This is a genomic window from Sunxiuqinia sp. sy24 (assembly GCF_052677165.1).
In genome coordinates, this window is record NZ_JBQYLH010000004.1 from 216046 (window position 1) to 236958 (window position 20913).

Below are 20913 nucleotides of genomic sequence, written 5' to 3' on the forward strand. Positions count from 1 at the left end.
CAGGCTATTCTTTTATCAATTCCGGCTTATTGGCAAACTCCCACATATCGAGATAGGAGAGCTTGATAATATCTTCCAGTTTTTGCCAATTAATCAACTCCACATGATCCGACGCCTGATGATAATCCGTATGCCCTCCGGTGTGGAACCAAAAAATAGGAATATCTCTTTTCGCAAAACCACTGTTATCGCTACCTCCAACAGGGTTCTCTACCGCACTAAAATTCACATCCAAATTTAGCCCAAAGGCTTCAATGTGCTTTGTTGATGTTCCCTTTAAACTCGAAGTAGCTTTTGTATAAATCATGGCCACTTTGTTCCCCGGAGCATCGGGAGAGCCATTTCTGCCTACCATGTCGAAATTAAGATAAAGCATCACCTTGTCCATTTCGTCAAAAGCATGAACAAAATAACGCGATCCAAGCAATCCACGCTCTTCACCATCCCACAGTGCAAAAATTATTGTACATTTTGGCTTTACTCCCGATTCGATAAAAGCTTTGGCGATGGTGGTCACCGCAACAACACCTGAGCCATTATCGTCGGCACCATTCCAAATTTGACCGTTGTATTTACCAAGGTGGTCATAGTGCGCTCCAACAATCATGATTTTATTGGGATTTTCTCCCTCAATACGAGCTAAAATATTGCGGAGCCCCAAAACTTTTGTTTGTGCATTTACGTCGATTTCCAATTCTCCATCTATTGGTTGCGAATTTGATTTGAGCTTGTTAGCCTTTGCAACAGTCTCTCCCAGCATCGGGGCTTTCTCTCCCAGAATTTCTTCCAACATTTGTTTAGAGATGGAAATTACAGGCAAAGCGTGTTTATCGCCCGGAAGCCTCAATTTCTTATCGTAAAAACTCTCCGGCTTCGTATCGCTTTCCAGCATGGCCTCATTATAACGAAAAGCCGAGTTCGCTTTCCAATTGTTTTGCACGTTTTTTAGCGGATCGTACTCCAGTATGGCCATCGCACCTTTATCAAATGCTGCTGTATTTTTTTCCTTGCTGCTTATTTTTATGCTTTTATCTGCAATTAAGCGGGCTGCTTTTGAGTCAGGAGCTCCATCACCCGGGAGTCCGGCAAGTCGAACCACAATTTTGCCCTTCACATCAACATCACTAAAGTCATTCCACCCCAATCCTTTGTTGTCAATACCGTAGCCCACAAAAACAAGCGGCGCTTTTATGAGTCGGCTCTGACTTACAAAAGATACGTCAAAGTCGGTTTTATATTGAAAGCCTACTTTACCAGTTCCTCGCACAAGACTGATACCCTGTCTTTCAGAAGGTTGAACTTCAATAACTGAGAACTCCTGAAAATAAGAAGTTGACTTTTCATCTTTCAACTCAAGTAATTTTTGGTAGCGATTTGGATTAAATGTTTGCTCATCTCCATTTGGCTCCAATGTATAGAGCTTGAACAAACTCGACAAATAATCACCAGCCAAGTAGTTACCTGCTGTTCCCGCTTCTCGACCTTCCATCCAGTCGGATGCTAAAAATTCGAGCTGCGCCTGAATAACAGTTTGATTAATGGTTTTCAACCCCTTCTCCTTACCCCCTTCTTGTGCAAACAATGACAGATAGAAAGTTGATGCTAATACTACAGTCAATAAATGTTTCATAGTTCCTCGCTCACTGAAGTTTTAAAAAAAAATTCATAACCCTTGAATAGATGCGCAAGATAATTAAAAATTACTTTCTCACCTGCCTGATAGAAAAGTCCGCTTTCCCGCATCGCCGGATTTACTTAACTGCAAACATCATCTAACAGAGCCTTCTCTCCCGCATAATGAGCTGCACTTTCATATACATTTAACCATGCCACCACGGCAAACAAAGTAAACTCCAAACAACTTACCTCTTCCACTTCGTTCGACCGAGAAGCAGGCCAAGAGAATCCTTCTTCAGGCAAAAGTTATTTGGGAACTTCCTCAGGTTGACCATCTGCCATCCTTTTCCTACTTTTGTCAAAAATTAAAACAATGACTTCCAAATTTGAAAAGTACCACCAGCTGCGCAACCAGGTTGACCAGCTTTCTGAGCAGCTTTCAGGCTTACACCAAAACCATATGGCCTGCAAAAAAGGCTGCGACCTGTGCTGTATGGACTACGATGTCTTTCCCATCGAGTACGAAGCCATGAAAGAAGCCTTGCAAAACAAGCAGGTTGATATGCAAAAATCCATTGACGGAAGCTGTATTTTTTTGAAAGATCATATGTGCCAAATCTACGAGCAACGACCTATTATTTGCCGCACTCATGGGCTCCCTCTTCTTTTCATGAATGATGAGCAATGGGAATTGTCGGCCTGCGAATTAAATTTCACAGAATTTGATGATGAAGATTTCACTACCGAAAACACCTTCCCTCTGGATAAATTCAACAGCAAACTTTTCTTATTAAATCAGGTTTTCCTGAAAGAAAACAACTTATCTTATTCTGAGTTTGATTTAATCCCAATTCATAACTTAAAAGACTAAGGAATAATATTCAGCCTGATTTTGATTTTCCACCGATTAGTTCTAATTTACCCTGGAACGTTAAAAATCAGGAAATCATGAAAAGGTATCTATTTGTTTTAGTGGCTATTCTGACACTTTCTGTCAGCAGTTTTGCAACCAAAATCGAAACAATGGAAGATAACAGCAATAAATTAGCCGTACTATGGACCAGTGGCGATCCGGAAGTAGCTGAAAAAGTGTGTTTCATGTACACCAACAATGCCAAAAAACAGGGATGGTTCGATGAAGTGGTATTGATCGTCTGGGGACCTTCCTCCAAGCTGCTATCCGAAAATAAGATGCTTCAGGACTACATTAAAACCATGCAGGAGTCGGGAGTAAAAATCGAAGCGTGCTACTATTGTGCTGACATGTATGGCGTTGTAGATAAATTGAAAGCAATGGATATCGAAGTGAAAGGCATGGGAATTCCGCTAAGCAACTATTTAAAAGAGGGTTGGCATACACTTACGTTCTAACCCAGCGGGTTTAACCTAAGGTTAAATTCTACAGTTGAAGAAAGATTCGTTAGGTGGTTTTACCTGCTTTTCCTATTTTTGACTCGATATTTTTGATTCAATATTTACTATTCCACAAAATAAAAAATCATGAGAAAAAAAGTTGTTGCGGGTAACTGGAAATGTAACACAACCGTTCAGGAAGGTGTTGAACTAGCTAAAGCGGTAAACGAACTTGTAGCCAAAGAAGGCGCTGAAGACGTTGTTGTTGTTCTTGGAACTCCCTTCACTCATATTACAAGTGTTGTTGATGCCGTTGACACAAAACGTGTTGGCGTATCGGCTCAAAACTGCGCCGCTGAAGCTAAAGGAGCCTTCACTGGTGAAATTTCTGCAGCGATGGTTAAATCAACCGGTGCTGAATATGTCATTTTAGGTCACTCCGAAAGACGCGAATACTATGGCGAAACAAGCGAAATTCTGAATAAAAAAGTAGCGCTTACATTGGAAAACGGCTTGACTCCGATCTATTGCTGTGGCGAGGCCTTGAACATTCGCGAAGCAGGAACTCAAAACGATTTTGTAAAAACACAATTGGAAGAGACTGTTTTCAACCTTTCAGCTGAAGATTTCTCAAAAATCATTATTGCATACGAACCAATCTGGGCTATCGGAACCGGTGTTACAGCTAGCTCTGAGCAAGCGCAGGAAATGTTGGCTTTCATCCGCGGATTAATTGCTGATAAATTTGGTGCTGAAATAGCTGAAGAAACATCGATCCTTTACGGTGGAAGTTGCAGCCCTAAAAATGCGAACGAACTGTTTGCCAACCCTGATATTGACGGTGGTTTAATTGGTGGTGCTTCTTTAAAAGCTGAAGATTTCCTGGCTATCATCAACGCTTATTAGTCAGCGAATAAAAAGACAAAATAATATTGAGCCATCTGGTTTTTACCGGATGGCTTTTTTTATCTTCGTATAAAATAGATTGCACAATGAAATACACAAAAGCGACCTTTAAGCTTACTCCTGATACGGAAACTAACCGCGAAATTTTAATCGCTTACCTTTCCGAACTTGAATTCGAGAGTTTTGATGAAACGGAGCAAGAAGTCAACGCTTTCTTCCCCATCAATAAAGTTTCATCGGAAGATATTGCTGCTTGTCTTGGTTCACTTCCTTTTCAGGTTGAGTTTAGCGAAGAGCAAATGCCGGATATCAACTGGAATGAAGAATGGGAGAAAAACTATTTCAAACCGTTGCTAATCAACAATCAGGTTTTAATCCGGGCACCGTTTCACAAGGACTATCCGCAAGCTCAATATGAAATCGTCATTGAACCCAACATGGCTTTCGGAACCGGCAACCACGAAACTACCAGCCTGATGATGAGTCACCTTTCGGAAATTAACTTGGAAGGAGAAACCGTTCTGGACATGGGCTGCGGAACTGGTATCCTTGGCATTTATGCTTCAATGCTAGGGGCAAAAAGCATTACAGCCATTGATATTGATAGCTGGTCGTTCGAGGCCGTTGTCGAAAATTCGAGGCTAAATAATGTTTCCAATCTGGAAGCTCTTATTGGAGATGCCGGTTTATTAGGAGAAAAACAGTTTGACGTTATCTTGGCCAACATTCAAAAAAATATCATTCTACAGGATATTGAAAAGTATGTCTCAGTATTAAATGACGAGGGACTGCTAATTGTTAGCGGTTTTTACAACGATGATTTGGAAGATATCCTGGTAAAAGCAACAGAGCTGGGACTTCGGAAGCTTGAAATAAAAGAACAGAATAACTGGATTGCCTGCGCTTTTCAGAAATAGGACACGCAAACCACTTCAATTCCCTGAAAGACAAATCTCAGTACAATAAAAGATGCTTGAAAACGATCGTTTTCAAGCATCTTTTATTTTTATTCAAAGGCATTCTCTCCGATCTAATTTATGGAGACAATCGATAATAAGGGATATAAATCTCAGAGTCCCCGAACTGAAGTCAGCCTACAAAAATAGCCGGACGAATAAGCCGGTTAGAATAGCGAAAGTAAAACTGATGAAGGTTCCGATTAGGACGTATTCAGAAAGCAGACGAGCATGATCTTCACTTTTTACCGAAATACGCAAAATAGATTTGACTGCAATCAAAAAAACTATAGCCTGAAATTGAGCAGTAAGCACAAAAGTCAAAACTAACACGCGCTCCAAAATTCCAATCCATTTGCCTGCATTGGGCAATCCGGGCCCCACCCCGTCATTCATTAGGTTCTGCCACCTTTTAGTTGCCAAGTTAATGATAATCATCGAAGGCCAAATCACAAAAATATAAGCTAAAGTTACAACGAGTATATTGGGGTTGGCAAGCAACTGCGCAAATTTCGTTCTCCAATCGAATGGAATATGATCCGTAATTCCCACAACAGCTATTATCGCAAGCAGGTGAAACAATTGATCAACTAAAAACCATAGCAAATGATTAGTTTTGCTGGCTTAAAGTATATTTTAACAAGGTCAATCACATAATGAAATACAAATATGAAAACGGGAATTTTCCACGAAAAATAATCCAGCGTAAAAACAACTCAAAGCAACGTTACAACAAGCACATGCAAAAATAGCTCAACTGATTTTATGCCACGATCATTTTTTGTTTCACCCAAGAACCTGGTTGAAACAAAAAATATGCAAGAAAATGCGCTATTAACAACCGGAACAGTATGATCATCATTGTTCTAATTTTTCAACAATTTCCAGGAAGCGTCTATTTGTCTTTTCAATCAGCTTCCAGTTGGCAAGCTGAATTCGGTTACTAACTGATGGCTGAGACAAATTCAAAATATCTGCAATCTCAGTTTGTTTATACCCCTGAACAAGATAATAAATAACTTCAGCTTGTGCCAATGTCCAACTATCAAAAAGATGATCTAAAAAGGCACAAACCAATTCAAGGTCCTTATTATAGTCGTCATTACTTGTTGTAATAATAAAGCTTTGCTTCCTTTTTTTCATCTGATCAAGTGCACGTCCAGAAAGCACAAAAGGCTCTTCCATTGATTTACCGATATGATCAGGAATTTCTTTTGCAAACCCAACGGCCAATGATATTCGAATATCGATAGCTCCCTTTTGTTTACCGTCTTTCAACCCAACTTGCTTCTTTCTAAAAAGTGCTTTTAGGTAAATGGCTTTCATAAAACTATGCTGAATATCAGTGGTCATCAACTGAAAGCTGTCTCCCCTACTCGATAAAATAGGTTCACCCTCACTAACCAAATAATTCCCAGCAGGCTCTTCAAGAACATGCATCGTATTCATAAAAGCATGTTCATCAAATTGCGATGAATTTATAATGTCAGATGATATGACAGCTATCTTTTTCACACTTTAAATATAGTATAAATGTACTATATTTAAAACTATTAGATCAATTAATCTATACCTAAAATTTAGTACGCTCAAATTCCAGAACTTCCAAGTCTTTAATATTTTTTCCATCAATTATAAAACGAACTGCAGTGCAGACGTTATGAAACCCACTATTACCGGCTGCTCCTGGATTAATATGCAACGTGTTAATTTTTTTATCATGAATAACTTTAAGAATATGGGAATGACCTGAAATAAAAAGCTGAGGTGGATTGGAATAGACTTCTTTTCGAATCCGGGATTCATATCGACCGGGATAGCCTCCTATGTGAGTCATCATAACATCAACTTCTTCGCAAAAAAAACGCAGATTTTCAGGAAACATCCTCCGAAGCACATGCCCGTCAATATTTCCATAAACTGCACGCAGGGGCTTCAAAACCATCAGCTTATCAGCTAACTCTGCTGTCCCAATATCTCCCGCATGCCAAATTTCATCCACTCCTTCGAAAAAACGGGTCACGCGCACACTTAGTTTTCCATGAGTATCTGATATCAATCCAATTTTTTTCATTGCCTAAATTTATTCGTCAATAGCTGTCAAAAATAGGGCAATTTTGATTGAAAAATCGTTTATTTATGCCGATTTTAGAATCAAATTTAAGTTTTACATTTATGATTAAACATAGAATACTAAACCTATGAAAAGAGTTGTGATTGTTCGCCACGCAAAAGCAGTGCCCTATGGCTACGATGAGGATTTTAGTCGAAAACTTCGGGACCGCGGCAAAAATGATGCGAATCGGATTAGTTTACAATTAATTGGTGATGGCATAAAAGCTGACCTTATAATTTCAAGCCCGGCCAAAAGAGCCTTAAAAACGGCTAAAATATATGCTGAGAATTTTCGCTATCCTGTCAAATCAATCCAACTCGAAGAAGATTTATACGAGGGCATGACAACTCAGGAGTTTATTGATCTTTTACGTGAGATTCCGAATGAGATGCAGACGGTATATGTTTTTGGACATAACCCGCTGGTTTATCATCTAACCAACAACCTGGTCAAATTATTTAATAGTGATATGCCAACTTGTTCTACTGTTGGTGTCGACTTTGATGTTGATACATGGGAAGATATTTCAGCACGCGGAGGCGATTTAGCCTTTCATCTTACGCCGCGAATGCTTAAATAAAAGAAGCCCCGGACTCAAAAGTAACTAAATTAATCCCCGGACTTCAATCTGATTTCCGGGGATTCTAATTTCAATGCATTCCTTCTTCTCGAAGAATATTTCGTTATTTTTGCGAAAAACATCCTATATGCAACTTTTCTATACTCCAGACATCACCGAACCAAATTACTGTTTAGATGAAACAGAATCGAAACATGCTGTACGTGTTCTTCGACTAACTACAGGCAACACCATTCAGCTCATTGATGGTAATGGAAACTTCTTCGAAGCTAAAATAACTGATGCACATCCCAAAAGATGCCAAGTTGAAATCATCAAAAAAACATCTGAATTCAATAAGCGAAATCATTATTTGCATTTAGCAGTTGCACCAACCAAAAATATCGATCGCTTTGAATGGTTTCTTGAAAAAGCCACTGAAATTGGGATTGACGAAATTACGCCTGTACTGTGTGACCATTCAGAACGTAAAGTGATAAAAAATGAGCGACTGGAGAAAGTGATCGTTTCAGCTATGAAACAATCACTAAAGGCCTATCTGCCAAAATTAAATCCATTTACTCCTTTAAAAAACTTATTAGAAGCCAATTTCGAAGGGAAAAAATTTATTGCACACTGCTACGAACAGAATAAAAAAGAGCTTAAAAATGAACTACGCAATAGCCAATCGAACCTGGTCCTTATTGGACCAGAAGGAGATTTCTCCGAAGCTGAAGTCGCATGGGCTATCGAAAGACAGTTCATCCCGGTAAGCTTAGGACAAAGCCGACTTCGAACTGAAACGGCTGCGGTTGTTGCATGCCATACGGTGAATTTGCTAAAATCATAATATCCGCTCATTGATTCTTATTTAAAAGATCAAATTCACCTAAAATATTCATCAAGCCTTTCTTTTTCATAATTCCTGACCTATTTTTGCTTTTCATCAAAAAAAAGAAAAACATGAATCGATCAATAAAGGAATACTTCCTGATTGTGCTGAAAGGAATGGGCATGGGAGCAGCTGATGTGGTTCCGGGGGTTTCCGGTGGCACCATCGCGTTTATTACCGGAATTTACCAGGAATTAATTGACTCCATCAAATCGGTCAACTTTAAAACGTTGCAATTATTCTTCACCGGAAAATTCAAAGATTTCTGGAATGACGTAAACGGCAATTTTTTACTGGCCGTTATTTTCGGTATTGGCATTAGCGTGTTGTCACTAGCTAAAGGGCTTGAGTACTTGCTCAACCACCATCCTATTCTTATCTGGTCTTTCTTTTTCGGTTTGATCATCGCCTCGGCAATCTACGTTGGGAAAGACATTGCCCAATGGAAAGCCGGCACTTTTCTGTCGTTGGCTGCAGGAGCGATAATCGCTTACTTTATAACTGTCATCACACCAGCCGAAGCTCACACCAGCTATGCATTTGTTTTTTTATCGGGATCAATTGCAATATGCGCCATGATTCTACCTGGCATTTCCGGTAGTTTTATCTTGGTTTTGCTAGGCATGTACAAATTCATCCTGGGCGCGGTTTCAAGCCTCAACTTACCGGTTATTGCTATTTTTCTAGGCGGAGCTAGCATTGGAATCATCTTGTTTTCAAATCTCCTTAGCTGGCTGCTCAAACGCTATTATGATCTAACCATCGCTTTACTTGCTGGATTCATGATTGGTTCTTTAAATAAAGTGTGGCCCTGGAAAGAAGTGGTTGAAACATTCATTGACCGTCATGGAGAACTTAAACCACTGATTGAGCAGAACATTTTACCAACCAACTACGAAGCAATTACAGGTAACCCAGCTCAGTTATTGGGAGCTACAAGTCTGGCTGTTGCCGGCTTTGCCCTAATCTTTGCTGTTGAAGGTTTGTCTAAAAGAATTCAAAAATGAAAACCTACGGATTAATCGGCTACCGCTTGGGGCACTCCTTTTCCAGACAGTTTTTTAGTGACAAATTTGAAAAAGAACACTTAAATGACCACGAGTACATTAATTTCGAGCTGGATAACATCAATCAATTTCCAGCCATTTTTCAAGAAAATGATCACATCGCCGGCCTAAATTGCACCATCCCCTACAAGCAGGAAATTATGTCTTTTCTGGATGAAATCGATGAAGAAGCTGCAATAGTTGGGGCGGTCAATACGGTTAAAGTTATCCGAGCAAAGAATAACTTTAAGCTTAAAGGATTTAATACCGACTGTTATGGCTTCGAGCAATCACTCATGCCTCTGTTACAAAAGCAGCATCGAAAAGCGTTGATCTTAGGCACAGGAGGAGCCTCAAAAGCCGTCAAGTTCATTCTGGACAAACATGGTATTGAATACTTGTCGGCAACAACAAAAGAGAAGCTATCAACTAATGAATTGAATTACGAACAAATTGATGGGAACCTAATCAACGAACACCTCATTGTCATCAATGCTACACCGCTGGGAACTTTCCCGGAAGTAGACACTTGCCCTTCAATACCTTATGAATTTATCTCTTCGAATCATGTTCTTTTCGACCTGGTTTACAATCCGGAAGAGACCTTGTTTTTGCAGAAGGGAAAGGTCAAAGGAGCGAGCATAAAAAATGGCCTGGAGATGTTGCATCTTCAAGCCATCAAAGCTTGGGAAATTTGGAATGACAAATAGTCATTTCAAGTTTCTCAGGCCCTCAAAAGATTAAAATCAATCTAAAACAAAACGATAGGTAATTGTTCCCTGCTGAAAAGCCGGAGCTGATTCATCCAAGTTGAACTTAGCCTTAAGAGCTGCCTGCTTGGCTGCACTTAGCAGTTGTGCATTATAGGTTGTCGATCCACGTGCTCCGGGTTCTGCAGTCGTTACCTTTCCGTATTTATCGACCGTTACCTGAACCACAACAACGCCCTCTTCATTCCCTGGATAATAAGGCTTAGGCAAAGACTGAGCAGAACGCCCACCCAAGCTAAATGAAATACCATTTCCTTGTCCACCGCCCTCGCCATAGCTGGATGAGTTGGCCGAACCGTTGGGTGAGCCTTGGTTGCCACCCGGAAAAGAAACTCCCTCACCAGTACTTTTCGAATCCGAACTTCCTGCGCCACCTGAACCAAAGGCATTAGACGCCCGATTATTGATCTCAGCAATCTTTTGCTGCTCGGCTTCTTGTCTCTTGCGTTCTTCTTCCTCCTTGCGCTTGCGTTCAGCCTCTTCTGCCAATCGCTTACGCTCAAGTTCTTCCTGACGCTGGCGCTCCAATTCGACTTGCCGCTGAACTTCTAATTCTTTCTGCCGTTGCTTTTCCAGTTCTTCCTGCTTCCGCTTATTTTCCAACTCCTGCTGCTTTTTCTGTTCCGCTTCCTTCTTCTTTTTGGCCGCCTCAATAGCAACCGTTTCCTCATAATCCTGCGTCAGCATTTCCTTTTTTGCTGCAGGCTGCTTGGCTGCAGGAGTCGCTGGTGGAGCTGGCGTAACAGCAGGAGGTGTTACCTGTTTCTTTTCCTCTTTTACAACAGGAGCGGGTGTTTTCCGGTTTGGAGCGGGTTCACGAGGTCCGGATCCCTGGCTGGAATTTCCAAAATTCACAAGAATGCCCTCCTCTCCCGGTAACGGAAGTGGCGTAAAAAATCCAAACAACAGGAGCAGGATCAAAACAATTGTATGAACAACAATCGTCCCTATAAATCCTCTTTTATGTTTTTCAAAATAACTCATTAACGTCCTTCTGGTGAAGTGGCCAAAATCATTTTATATTTATTTCTTTTGGCAATATTCATCACTTTTACAACTTGTTCAATCGGCACAGTCCGATCAGCATGAAGCGAAACGTAAGCATCAGGACTATCTCCTATCGAAGCTTGCAAAGCTGGTTCAATTTCATGGAAAGCAACCCGTTCCACTTTTCCATCTGTATTGACATAGTATTTTAAGTCAGCCGTAATTGACACAGTCGTTATCGGTTTGGCTGCCGTTTGATTGTTGCTTTGTGGTAACAGCAATTTCAAAGCATTTGGAGCAATCAAAGTGGAGGTCACCATAAAAAAGATAAGCAACAAAAATACAATGTCGGTCATGGAAGACATACTGAAACTGGCATCGACTTTATTTCTTCGTTTTAAGGCCATTGTTCCTATTTTGCTGGTTCATTTAAAAGATCAAGGAATTCGGATGTCGCTGCTTCCATCTTGAAAATTACTTTTTCAACGCTAGCCACCAAAATATTATACGCGAAATAAGCAATAATACCAACCGTCAATCCGGCAACAGTAGTTACCATAGCTTGGTAAATTCCTGATGACAACAAAGTAACATCGATATTACTTCCTGCATTGGCCATATCATAAAACGCCTGAATCATTCCGATTACGGTACCCAAGAAACCAATCATTGGAGCACCTCCGGCAACGCTCGCCAAAACGGGTAATCCTTTTTCCAATTTAGCAATTTCGAGGTTTCCGACAGTCTCAATAGCAGAGTTGACATCCGACATCGGACGACCAATCCGGCTAATACCTTTCTGGATCATTCGTGCTGTTGGATTATCTTGTGAACGGGCCAATGAGAGCGCAGCATCAATATTCCCTTGTGAAATATAATCTTTCACTCGCTCAAGCAAGGTGTTGTCCATCCTCCCCGCTTTTTTTACTGCAAAATAACGATCAAAAAAAATGAACACAGCAATCAGGGAGAGTGCCACGATGGGAATCATGATCCAGCCTCCTTTCAATGCCAAATCAAAGAAGCGGGTAACAATGCCATCCTGCTCTACTGTTTCAGCCAGTGCCTCAGCACTTTCTCCAGCTGCATTTGAAACTTGTAACAAAATATATCCAAACATAAGTCTTTATTTAGAGGAACACATAAAAAACGAGGTATAATAACAATTATTATACCCCTCAAAAATAATGATTATTTACAAAGTTACTACTTAAAGTCGGAACATCAGAAAAGAGATTTTCAGGAATTGCCAGCGAAGCCATTCAGCCTCAATCTTCTTTCTTTTTAACAAACAAATGCTTCAGTTTCCGCCAAAGTTCGCCTAAATTATTATAGTTTTCCCGATACGAAACGCCAATGCCCTGTGTATAAGGCGAAGTCTCATAAATTAAATTATTATTTGAGCGGTTATATGCTTTCAGTTGAAGCTTACCGTTATTGGTTAATTTCACATTCAAATCGAAATCACCCACAATATTACTATTATTTGAACGCGTCGCATTCGCAGTGGCGTTATTCCCAATATTACCATTCAGCGTAACCCGGTCATTAAAAATCTGGGTGCTCAACGCCAACTCAATTTCATCATCCGACATTTGGTTACCGGGACGATAGTTAACTCCAATATCAAAATCATTACTGATTTGGGACAACCAATTACTCAACTGATTAGAGAAGAGCTCACTGGCCGTCGACCCAACCACATTCGAATTTGTTGCCTGATAAGAACCGCGCAAATGGTCGGGAGTATAAAAACGACCTAGCACCAGCAGCGATAGAATTTGTCGGTTCATATCCTCATCAGTACTGAAAAACTGTTGAACCTGATCTTTGATTCGATCCTCAACCGTCGGGAAATTAATATCAAAAGCAATCTCCGGGTTATTCAGATTTTCGGTCAAAAAGATACCGCAAGTGACTGGTATTCGCTGACCGTAGTCGATATCATCTACTGAATTGGGAAACAATTCAGTCAGCGATGCCTTAAGCCTGTAAATCGCCTCCAAGTCAATTATAGCATCGTAAGGGCTTCCATTCCAACTGATCCTTCCGCCACGAGCAATTTCAAATTTTTTATTGATCACATTCTGAAGGGTAAATAAGTAGTCCCCCTGCTCCACCCGATATTCTCCAAACATGTTGATATTGAAGTCCGGGTCAATTCGAACCTGCAAATCTCCGGTTCCGCGCGAGCGAATAACATCACCAATTTGTGAATTATAAATTAGTTGAACCTGTGCATCTGCAGTTATATTAAAGTCGAAATTCATTCGAACATTCGACTTTTGTTCCTCCTGCTTGCCAATCGAGTTGTTAGCACTGATCTGTTGGCTGTTCACAAAATGGATAAAGTCATACTCTTGCGCCTCTTCCTCATAATCCAACGAGATATTGATCAATGTTCCACTTAACGAAGTAGCAGCCGAGCTTAATACGACATCTTTCCCACGTCCACGAATCTGCAAACCACCACGAGCAAAAGCCTTTCCATAGAATCGTTCGTTATCTCTAAATGTCGTGTTCATAGCCATCAATCGCGGCGAGTTTATCCGAAGATCATAATCCATATTCTGGAAATTATCATGGCGAATTGATCCATTAAAAACACCCATATTCCCTTGATAGTCGCTAATTTGAATTTGATCAAAAATGATTGAATCGGAGCGAAAACTAACGGTATCGCTAAAATAATAATCCACCTGCATGCTCTTCATTGCCAAGCCAGCATCCAGACCAAGCACATCTCCATCCATCAGAATCTTTTTGGGAGTACCATGAATCCATACATCGCCGGTTCCACGGCCTCGAACATTCTGGAAACTATTCTGCAAAATAGGTTGTAAAACAGCTAGCGATAAGTCGTTCAGACTTACTAAAAAGTCAATCGAATCACTCGCCGGTGTATAAGAGCCATACCCATACAAAGCCTGATGACTCTTGTTATTAACACTTAACTCTGTTTGAAGCTCTTCCGACTGCCGATCCCACTTGCTAACAACACTCACATCTCCTATCAAGTGATCCCGAAAACTCAAACCATCCACCTTCAAATCCGATAAAAGCAAGGCCCTTTCGTAAACATCGAACACACTAGCCGATCCGTTCAGAACACCCTTTACGGCAATATCCTTCTTTACAAGTAGATTCAGGTTTTCCAAATTGATCTCATCAATCTTCAAGTTCAACCTGGCGCTTTTATCCTTGGAAATGATTCCATCCAAAACAAATTGCTGCTGCTTATTTGAAATTTGAAAATTATCCACTGCAATCCGCGTCGAGTCGACTGTGATCATTGAAGGATGAACAATCCAGAGGGTATCTGAAATATAAATTTTGGAGGGTTGAACCTCAATCTCCACATGTGTTTGATCGTAACCTGTTTTCAAAAAGTCAATTTGAGTTTCCAACTCACCACTATAAGTGGTTTCATGGAAATTATTCCAAACGATTTTTGAATCCAAACGATCTTCTGCAGCACTAGCGAGAAGCGCTAAATTGTATATACTCTGCTTATCGCTGATCTTTAACTCATCCAGTCGGCTCTTAAATTCGATTTCATCATTAGAATGAACCGCAAGGGAGTAGCCATTAAAAACCAAGTCGAGGTATCTCATTTGAGGAATATCTGCATCCATATCCAGCCTTAACTGCTGATCATCAAATCTTCCAGAAATTCGCGAAGGGCCAATGTATAACTGAGGCAACAACGTTTTGGTGATGGGTTCCATATTTTTAACCATCACCTCAAAATTAAATTGATTCAACCTCATTGTTTCATCATAGTCAAGTCCGGACGAAGGCAAATAGCGATGAAGCAAATTCTTGAAGCTTCCAAAAATAGTTCGAAAAGAGTAGCTACCGATAATTTCAGCGTCGGCAAAGTCAGAGCGAATCTGCAGGTGAGCCGAATCTCCATAAAAGGTATTAACACTAAAACTATTGAGCAACAAGCTGTCATTCTCATTCAGATACTGACCTTCTTCCACCCAAATATTTCCGTCTAAGTTGTCAATACTATTTCCTTTAAAGTTGGCATTCAGGCGCATCGAAAGTATTGATTTTTCATAAAAATGATCAATATTCAGTGCTTTCAGATTAGCCTCAGCCAGTTTCATTTCAAAATCAAACTCCGGAATTTCCTTATTAAAATCAAGTTTCCCTACAAAGTTCGCATCCAAATTTGGATCCTCAATCGTAAAATCACCTTCAAATTTTTTATCCTGAAGTGCACCATCCAGGCTCAAATTTTTAAACATGTAATTGTTGAACACTAAACTATCCACTACCCCTTCAACGGCCACATCAAAGGCACGGCTTACTTTGTGAAACGATCCATTCACCTTGCCGTTAAACGTCAGTTTCTCAAATTTCTTAATTTGAGTAAACTCGCCCAACTCAAAATCGACTGTCCTCAAGCTTCCGTTAACTTTCAACCGGTTGCCCTTTTGCGGAACAAATGAGAGGTCGGTTTTAATCTGTCCAAAATTTGAGCGCACCGAACCATAAGCAACAAAATCGCTCAAAAAGCCGGTAAAATTACCTTCATAGTGCACTACGCCAGCATCATAAAGCAACTGCGAAAATTCCAGGAAATCGCTATCGGCATCGTCGGGAAGTTTTATTTTACTCAGATCTTTAAAGTCAGCGGTTGAATTTTTAAGGTCGAGCAAAATATAAGTCTGGTTCAAATCCGGCAGTCCATTAGTATAAAAATCGCAAATCAATCGGGTGTTTTGACCTACGCTCATCTGCAAATTTTTGGCTTTCAAATCAGCTATAGTTCCATAAACCCGTCCCGACAGATCAATTTTCAAATCCATCCCGCGTAAAGAAGGCACCAGTTGACTCACATCAACAAAATCCAAAACCGATTCCTTCAAATTCACATCTAATTTCAAAGACGAAAAATCCTTCCCTGCGCCCATTTCCGATTGATCCAACGCAACATCAGCATTTCCTATGGAAGAATGAGGCGTAGAAACGTTCAGATTTTGGAGTTTAATAACATGATTGGACGAAACCAACTGTGTACTTAGCGAACTTATTTTAAAAGCTTTATGATCGTCAAAACTCATGTTATCAATATTGAACGACAAGGAGTCATGATGCAATTCAAAATCACTCACATCGAGCTGCATGTCATGCAAATCAATCGTTTCAGGCTTTTCCATCTTGTAATAAGAATAAGCTAAACGCGTATCGTTAAAAAGAAAATTCTGACAAAAAAAGTCCCAACTATCTCGTTGCTTATTCGAGCGCATCGCGTCGATAATAAACCTATAGTTAGGCAACTGTTCTTCCGTTATCGAAACGAAGAGCTTAGTTTTGCTCATTTCGATGGATGAAAGATTGATCAGTTTCTGTTTGATTTTCAAGTCCTCAATCGATGCAACCATCTTATCAACATAAAACAGAGTATCTTGCTGTTGATCCTCAATCAAAAACTCATTTAAAACCACTTGGTTAAAGAATCGAATATCCACACTTGTCAGCGTAATCTTTGTATTCAGTCGATCCGAAAAATGGTTAGCAATTTGCCGAACCAAATAGGTTTGCACTACACTGGTTTGAAACGCCAGGTACACACCCAAAATCATGACAAGCAATGCCCCGACTATCCAAATGACTATTTTGATCGATTTTTTAATAATTTTGTGGCTTTAAGAAATTAGAAAACAAAATAAACTAAATTCCACGTAAATCGTTAGGTTCATCAGTTAAAATAATTGAAATCTACGCTGAAAATTGGTTTTCATGAATAACAAAAAAGATATCATCATTTTAGGAATTGAGTCATCATGCGATGACACGTCGGCTGCTGTCATCAAGAACGGTTGTTTGCTGTCGAATATTATAGCCAGCCAAAAAGTTCACGAAGCTTATGGTGGTGTTGTCCCCGAGTTGGCTTCGCGCGCGCACCAGCAAAATATTGTACCGGTAGTTGATCAGGCTATCAAGCAAGCAGGCATCAGCCGCGACGAGATTTCGGCCGTAGCTTTTACCCGCGGTCCCGGCTTGTTGGGCTCTCTGTTGGTTGGCACCTCGTTTGCCAAAGGTTTTTCGCTAGCTGCCGGCATTCCGATGATTGAAATAAACCATTTACAGGGTCATGTGTTGGCACATTTCATCCAGGAAGAAGGCGTTGAATTTCATGAACCGAAGTTTCCACACCTGAACTTGCTGGTGTCAGGCGGGAATTCCCAAATCATCACTGTAAAAAATCACTTAGAAATGGAAGTGATTGGCCAAACCATTGATGATGCCGCTGGCGAAGCTTTTGATAAATGTGCGAAAGTAATGGGCATGCCCTACCCAGGTGGTCCATTGATTGACAAATTGGCTAAAATCGGAGATCCAAACCGATTCAAATTTGCCAAGCCACGCATCAAGGAGCTTGACTACAGTTTTAGCGGATTAAAAACCAGCTTTTTATATTTCCTACGCGACCAGCTCAAAGAGAATGAAAACTTTATTGAAGAAAACCAGGCTGATTTGTGCGCCTCGCTGCAAAAAACCATCATCGACATTTTGATGGATAAACTTGTAAAAGCAGCCAAACAAACCGGCATCAAAGAAGTAACTGTGGGCGGTGGCGTTTCGGCCAATTCAGGCTTGCAAAACGCGCTGAAAGCCGAAGCAAAAAAACGGGGCTGGAACATGTACATTCCCAAATTTGCATTTACGATGGATAATGCAGCCATGATTGCCATTACTGGCTACTATAAATATCAAAACAAGCAGTTTGCTGCTCAAGATACCGTTCCATTTGCCCGGATGAGCATCAATGATTAGATCATGCAACTATCCCTATGATTGCTGGTTGTTACAAATTGGTATTAAAAAAACCATTCAAGCTACGCTGAATCGATACAAAATGGATGACCAGTTAAATGGAATTCATTCATAACAGCAAATTACTCCTGAATTCCGCAAATTTAGAACTTGGGACTTAAAATCTCGAATTTGGAACAGAATACAAAAATACCCGTCGTTTTAGTAACCGGCTTTTTAGGAGCCGGTAAGACCACCTTGATCAACGAAATTATTCATGGCCACCGAAACTTAAAACTGGCCTTGGTTGAGAACGAATTTGGGCAGCAGTCCATCGATCAGGATCTAATTTTAGGCATGCGCAGTGAGAACATTTTCGACCTGAGTAATGGCTGCATCTGCTGTTCTATTTCCAACGAATTTACGCTCACGCTGCTTGATCTGGCTGAGAAAGCGGGTGAAATTGATTATTTGCTGATTGAGACAACCGGAATTGCTGACCTTTCGAATGTGATTAAACCGTTTTACGACGATCAAGAGTTGAAAGAAAGATATACTCTCGCCGGAAGTGTTTGCTTGATTGACGCCAGTAATTTTGACCAACAAATGAGCGAGCGCGAGCAGCAAATGCAAGTTATTCTAAGCGACTTGCTTGTTGTAAACAAAACCGACACTACTGATGAAGAAACTTTAGCCACCATCAAAAGGAAGCTTACAGCCTGGAATGGAACCGCTGAAATACAAACGACTGAATTTGGAAAATGCAGCAAATTTCAGCTCAATCATTTTGCCGAAAGTGTGCAAGGACTCCTGGAGAAGAAGATGGCAGAATCTTTTATGTTTCGCCTCGTGCAATCTAAAAAGTACACCACTTTCACCCATGAGTTTTCGGGCGAAGTTCCTTTGGAGCGCTTTAAATACTGGTTCAATTACTTTGCGGCCATCAATCAGCGCGAAATTTATCGTATCAAAGGCATTTTATTTCCGCAGGATTCTCCCACCAAAACCATTGTACAATCAGTTGGAGGTGCAACCAGTTATACTGAAGGCAGTTTAATCATGCCTGGTGAAACACCAATAAACAGACTGGTTTTCATCGGGAAAGAAATTGATTTTGACCGGATCAGCTTTGAGCTGGATCACTATTTGAATGACGAGTAGACCTTCGTTTAATACCATCCGAATACCTGAAGGATAATAATAACCAACACCGTTGTTAATGCCGTAACCCCGATTGCCAGGCTACTCATAGCTCCTTCTGTTTCACCCATCTCCATGGCTTTGGTCGTTCCCAGAGCATGGGCTGCAGTTCCCAATCCAATTCCTTTAGCTACCGGATGTACAATCCGCAGTAAACGGTATAAAGCTGGTGCAATAATCACCCCAAAGATACCGGTAATCATGATTGAAAGCACGGTGATTCCTTCATTGGCCCCCAGGCTGTCGCTAATTCCGATACCAATAGGAGTTGTTACCGAATGAGGCATAATAGAGCGCTCAAGTAACTCGTTTAGATTAAACAGCCGTCCAAACAAAATAACCGATGCCACTGCGGCAAAAACACCTGCGGTAATGCCTCCCATAATTGAATATTTATGGGCTTTGAGCAACTTACGGTTCCGATACAAAGGCAAGGCCAACACAACAGTTACCGGTCCTAAAAACGAATGGATAACACTTCCTCCTTCCATAAAGTGTTCAAAAGGAATATCAAAAAGCAGCAGCAAGCCAATAATCACAGCGATGGAAGACATCAAAGGATTCAGCCAGCTGGCTTTCAACTTGTCTCTCAGGTAGCTAATTCCATAAAACGAAGCTACCGAAAGCAAAATGCCAAACAAGTGGGTATCAGTCAGAAATTTCATCGTGATTTTTCCTTCGTTTGATTAAAAATTGAGTCACCAGGCTGGCGCAAGCCATAACAATAAGCGTTGACGCCAAAATAGTAACGATCGTTTGAACATAACGCCCTTCAAGCGATTGGTACGACACCATAACTCCAACGCCGGCAGGGATAAAAAAGAAGCCCATGTTCTTCATAAAAAAATCCGCTGTTTCTGCAATTTGCCTTTCCTTGATTACTCCGGCAAATAAGAGCACCAGAAGTAAAATCATGCCGGTAATGCTTCCAGGAATTGGCAAACGCAAATAATGAGAGAGCAACTCTCCCATGAAGTTGATTCCTAACAAAATTAAAAGCTGCTTGAATACCTTCATCGTTACGAATTAAGAAAAGCGAACAATCGCAAATTACCAGCTCGATTAAGCCTCAGTAACAAACGGTCTCACGTCAGTTAAAAACATACCCGCAGTTTTGGCAGCCTGCATACCCAACACCCCATCTTCGTATACATGACACTTCTCTGGCGTAACATTAATCAACTCAGCACACTTCAAAAACGTCTGTGGTTCCGGCTTATGCTGGGTCACATCGTCAGCCGTAACAATCGCATCAAACTTATCCTTAATCTTGAGCGTTTCCAGTTGCATTTCTGCACTTTTACGGCTGGCTCCCGTTCCCACAGCCAGAGGAATTTTTCCAAAGTAGTCATGCACCAACTGCACCACTTTATCGTGAGCGCGCAATTGATCGGCACTCTGCCAAAATATTTCTTGTTTCATGCGAACCAGTGCTTCCGGATCAACTCCTTCCAACTGATTATCACTGATAATGCGGAAGGCAAACTGAATGGTCGGCATCCCGGTTAACTCGACCACCATACTTTCATCAAAGCGACAGTTAAAATGTTCGCAGACCTTATGCCAGGTAGCAATATGCACCGGCAAAGAGTCTGACAAAGTTCCATCTAAATCAAAAATTAAGGCTTCTGCCTCGGGGTGTTTATCTAGTTTCATAATTGCTTTTTCTTGACGTTTGCGGCGAAATTACGCTTTTTTTCGCCCCAAAGAATAAAGCCCGTGATTTAGCGCAGAGAATAC

22 protein-coding genes are annotated in these 20913 nt (G+C 40.7%); 10 read left to right on the forward strand and 12 right to left on the reverse strand.

What is annotated here, in order from left to right; genetic code table 11:
* Positions 1-4: 4 nt before the first annotated feature.
* On the reverse strand, positions 5-1630 hold the full coding sequence (locus ACUNWA_RS05735; RefSeq protein WP_445590931.1) for a M20/M25/M40 family metallo-hydrolase: 1626 nt from the start codon (positions 1628-1630) through the stop codon (positions 5-7).
* 360 nt (positions 1631-1990) lie between these two features.
* Between ACUNWA_RS05735 and ACUNWA_RS05740 the strand changes: the two genes are divergently transcribed.
* From ACUNWA_RS05740 to prmA, 4 genes are all read left to right on the forward strand, one after another.
* Positions 1991-2488: a YkgJ family cysteine cluster protein gene (locus ACUNWA_RS05740; protein ID WP_445590932.1), complete on the forward strand. Its 498-nt coding sequence runs from the start codon at positions 1991-1993 to the stop codon at positions 2486-2488.
* A gap of 77 nt (positions 2489-2565) precedes the next feature.
* A complete protein-coding gene (locus ACUNWA_RS05745) occupies positions 2566-2988 on the forward strand; it encodes a DsrE family protein (RefSeq protein WP_445590933.1) in 423 nt (140 codons plus the stop codon).
* Between the two features lie 129 nt (positions 2989-3117).
* Entirely contained in the window at positions 3118-3876 is a 759-nt protein-coding gene (gene tpiA / locus ACUNWA_RS05750; RefSeq protein ID WP_445590934.1) for a triose-phosphate isomerase, read from the forward strand.
* A gap of 86 nt (positions 3877-3962) precedes the next feature.
* Positions 3963-4793, forward strand: a complete 831-nt coding sequence (gene prmA / locus ACUNWA_RS05755; protein WP_445590935.1) for a 50S ribosomal protein L11 methyltransferase — start codon at positions 3963-3965, stop codon at positions 4791-4793.
* Between the two features lie 177 nt (positions 4794-4970).
* Here the strand turns inward: prmA and ACUNWA_RS05760 are convergent, their stop codons facing one another.
* From ACUNWA_RS05760 to ACUNWA_RS05775, 4 genes are all read right to left on the reverse strand, one after another.
* Positions 4971-5438, reverse strand: coding sequence for a hypothetical protein (locus ACUNWA_RS05760; protein ID WP_445590936.1), 468 nt, complete (start codon positions 5436-5438; stop codon positions 4971-4973).
* A 157-nt stretch (positions 5439-5595) separates the two neighbouring features.
* Entirely contained in the window at positions 5596-5694 is a 99-nt protein-coding gene (locus tag ACUNWA_RS05765; protein WP_445590937.1) for a DUF3307 domain-containing protein, read from the reverse strand.
* Positions 5691-6347, reverse strand: a complete 657-nt coding sequence (locus ACUNWA_RS05770; RefSeq protein ID WP_445590938.1) for a hypothetical protein — start codon at positions 6345-6347, stop codon at positions 5691-5693. The genes ACUNWA_RS05765 and ACUNWA_RS05770 overlap by 4 nt, the downstream gene beginning before the upstream one ends.
* Before the next feature lie 58 nt (positions 6348-6405).
* Positions 6406-6906: a metallophosphoesterase family protein gene (locus tag ACUNWA_RS05775; protein ID WP_445590939.1), complete on the reverse strand. Its 501-nt coding sequence runs from the start codon at positions 6904-6906 to the stop codon at positions 6406-6408.
* Positions 6907-7033: 127 nt separating this feature from the next.
* Here ACUNWA_RS05775 and ACUNWA_RS05780 point away from each other — a divergent pair, with 127 nt between their 5' ends.
* From ACUNWA_RS05780 to ACUNWA_RS05795, 4 genes are all read left to right on the forward strand, one after another.
* A complete protein-coding gene (locus tag ACUNWA_RS05780; RefSeq protein WP_445590940.1) occupies positions 7034-7528 on the forward strand; it encodes a SixA phosphatase family protein in 495 nt (164 codons plus the stop codon).
* Between the two features lie 127 nt (positions 7529-7655).
* On the forward strand, positions 7656-8357 hold the full coding sequence (locus ACUNWA_RS05785; protein WP_445590941.1) for a 16S rRNA (uracil(1498)-N(3))-methyltransferase: 702 nt from the start codon (positions 7656-7658) through the stop codon (positions 8355-8357).
* Between the two features lie 113 nt (positions 8358-8470).
* Complete coding sequence (locus tag ACUNWA_RS05790; RefSeq protein ID WP_445590942.1) at positions 8471-9406, forward strand: DUF368 domain-containing protein; 936 nt, start codon at positions 8471-8473, stop codon at positions 9404-9406.
* Positions 9403-10155, forward strand: coding sequence for a shikimate dehydrogenase family protein (locus ACUNWA_RS05795; RefSeq protein WP_445590943.1), 753 nt, complete (start codon positions 9403-9405; stop codon positions 10153-10155). Before ACUNWA_RS05790 ends, ACUNWA_RS05795 begins: the two co-directional genes overlap by 4 nt.
* Positions 10156-10191: 36 nt before the next feature.
* On the opposite strand, the gene tolA is transcribed toward ACUNWA_RS05795, so the two are convergent.
* From tolA to ACUNWA_RS05815, 4 genes are all read right to left on the reverse strand, one after another.
* Positions 10192-11199 carry a cell envelope integrity protein TolA gene (tolA, locus tag ACUNWA_RS05800; protein WP_445590944.1) on the reverse strand — a complete coding sequence of 336 codons (1008 nt, stop codon included), beginning with the start codon at positions 11197-11199 and terminating at the stop codon, positions 10192-10194.
* Positions 11199-11609 (reverse strand): ExbD/TolR family protein, encoded by a 411-nt coding sequence (locus tag ACUNWA_RS05805; protein WP_445590945.1) that lies wholly within the window; start codon positions 11607-11609, stop codon positions 11199-11201. The genes tolA and ACUNWA_RS05805 overlap by 1 nt, the downstream gene beginning before the upstream one ends.
* 5 nt (positions 11610-11614) lie before the next feature.
* Entirely contained in the window at positions 11615-12322 is a 708-nt protein-coding gene (locus ACUNWA_RS05810; protein WP_445590946.1) for a MotA/TolQ/ExbB proton channel family protein, read from the reverse strand.
* A 148-nt stretch (positions 12323-12470) separates the two neighbouring features.
* Positions 12471-16760: a translocation/assembly module TamB domain-containing protein gene (locus ACUNWA_RS05815; protein WP_445590947.1), complete on the reverse strand. Its 4290-nt coding sequence runs from the start codon at positions 16758-16760 to the stop codon at positions 12471-12473.
* A 196-nt stretch (positions 16761-16956) separates the two neighbouring features.
* Here ACUNWA_RS05815 and tsaD point away from each other — a divergent pair, with 196 nt between their 5' ends.
* The gene (tsaD, locus tag ACUNWA_RS05820) at positions 16957-17994 is read left to right on the forward strand and encodes a tRNA (adenosine(37)-N6)-threonylcarbamoyltransferase complex transferase subunit TsaD (RefSeq protein ID WP_445590948.1); all 1038 of its coding nucleotides are present in this window, start codon (positions 16957-16959) and stop codon (positions 17992-17994) included.
* Between the two features lie 171 nt (positions 17995-18165).
* Entirely contained in the window at positions 18166-19134 is a 969-nt protein-coding gene (locus tag ACUNWA_RS05825) for a CobW family GTP-binding protein (protein ID WP_445590949.1), read from the forward strand.
* Positions 19135-19142: 8 nt separating this feature from the next.
* Here the strand turns inward: ACUNWA_RS05825 and ACUNWA_RS05830 are convergent, their stop codons facing one another.
* The 3 genes from ACUNWA_RS05830 to ACUNWA_RS05840 are packed head-to-tail and all read right to left on the reverse strand — an operon-like array spanning position 19143 to position 20829.
* A complete protein-coding gene (locus tag ACUNWA_RS05830; protein WP_445590950.1) occupies positions 19143-19838 on the reverse strand; it encodes an LrgB family protein in 696 nt (231 codons plus the stop codon).
* Positions 19822-20190, reverse strand: a complete 369-nt coding sequence (locus tag ACUNWA_RS05835; protein WP_445590951.1) for a CidA/LrgA family protein — start codon at positions 20188-20190, stop codon at positions 19822-19824. Before ACUNWA_RS05835 ends, ACUNWA_RS05830 begins: the two co-directional genes overlap by 17 nt.
* Positions 20191-20235: 45 nt before the next feature.
* Positions 20236-20829, reverse strand: a complete 594-nt coding sequence (locus tag ACUNWA_RS05840) for an HAD-IA family hydrolase (RefSeq protein ID WP_445590952.1) — start codon at positions 20827-20829, stop codon at positions 20236-20238.
* Positions 20830-20913: the final 84 nt, after the last annotated feature.

Coding starts and splice junctions, on each gene's coding strand:
- ACUNWA_RS05735 (WP_445590931.1), bottom strand. CDS start 1,630: ATGAAACATTTATTGACTGTAGTATTAGCATCAACTTTCTATCTGTCA.
- ACUNWA_RS05740 (WP_445590932.1), top strand. CDS start 1,991: ATGACTTCCAAATTTGAAAAGTACCACCAGCTGCGCAACCAGGTTGAC.
- ACUNWA_RS05745 (WP_445590933.1), top strand. CDS start 2,566: ATGAAAAGGTATCTATTTGTTTTAGTGGCTATTCTGACACTTTCTGTC.
- tpiA (WP_445590934.1), top strand. CDS start 3,118: ATGAGAAAAAAAGTTGTTGCGGGTAACTGGAAATGTAACACAACCGTT.
- prmA (WP_445590935.1), top strand. CDS start 3,963: ATGAAATACACAAAAGCGACCTTTAAGCTTACTCCTGATACGGAAACT.
- ACUNWA_RS05765 (WP_445590937.1), bottom strand. CDS start 5,694: ATGATGATCATACTGTTCCGGTTGTTAATAGCGCATTTTCTTGCATAT.
- ACUNWA_RS05775 (WP_445590939.1), bottom strand. CDS start 6,906: ATGAAAAAAATTGGATTGATATCAGATACTCATGGAAAACTAAGTGTG.
- ACUNWA_RS05780 (WP_445590940.1), top strand. CDS start 7,034: ATGAAAAGAGTTGTGATTGTTCGCCACGCAAAAGCAGTGCCCTATGGC.
- ACUNWA_RS05785 (WP_445590941.1), top strand. CDS start 7,656: ATGCAACTTTTCTATACTCCAGACATCACCGAACCAAATTACTGTTTA.
- ACUNWA_RS05790 (WP_445590942.1), top strand. CDS start 8,471: ATGAATCGATCAATAAAGGAATACTTCCTGATTGTGCTGAAAGGAATG.
- ACUNWA_RS05795 (WP_445590943.1), top strand. CDS start 9,403: ATGAAAACCTACGGATTAATCGGCTACCGCTTGGGGCACTCCTTTTCC.
- tolA (WP_445590944.1), bottom strand. CDS start 11,199: ATGAGTTATTTTGAAAAACATAAAAGAGGATTTATAGGGACGATTGTT.
- ACUNWA_RS05805 (WP_445590945.1), bottom strand. CDS start 11,609: ATGGCCTTAAAACGAAGAAATAAAGTCGATGCCAGTTTCAGTATGTCT.
- ACUNWA_RS05810 (WP_445590946.1), bottom strand. CDS start 12,322: ATGTTTGGATATATTTTGTTACAAGTTTCAAATGCAGCTGGAGAAAGT.
- tsaD (WP_445590948.1), top strand. CDS start 16,957: ATGAATAACAAAAAAGATATCATCATTTTAGGAATTGAGTCATCATGC.
- ACUNWA_RS05830 (WP_445590950.1), bottom strand. CDS start 19,838: ATGAAATTTCTGACTGATACCCACTTGTTTGGCATTTTGCTTTCGGTA.
- ACUNWA_RS05835 (WP_445590951.1), bottom strand. CDS start 20,190: ATGAAGGTATTCAAGCAGCTTTTAATTTTGTTAGGAATCAACTTCATG.
- ACUNWA_RS05840 (WP_445590952.1), bottom strand. CDS start 20,829: ATGAAACTAGATAAACACCCCGAGGCAGAAGCCTTAATTTTTGATTTA.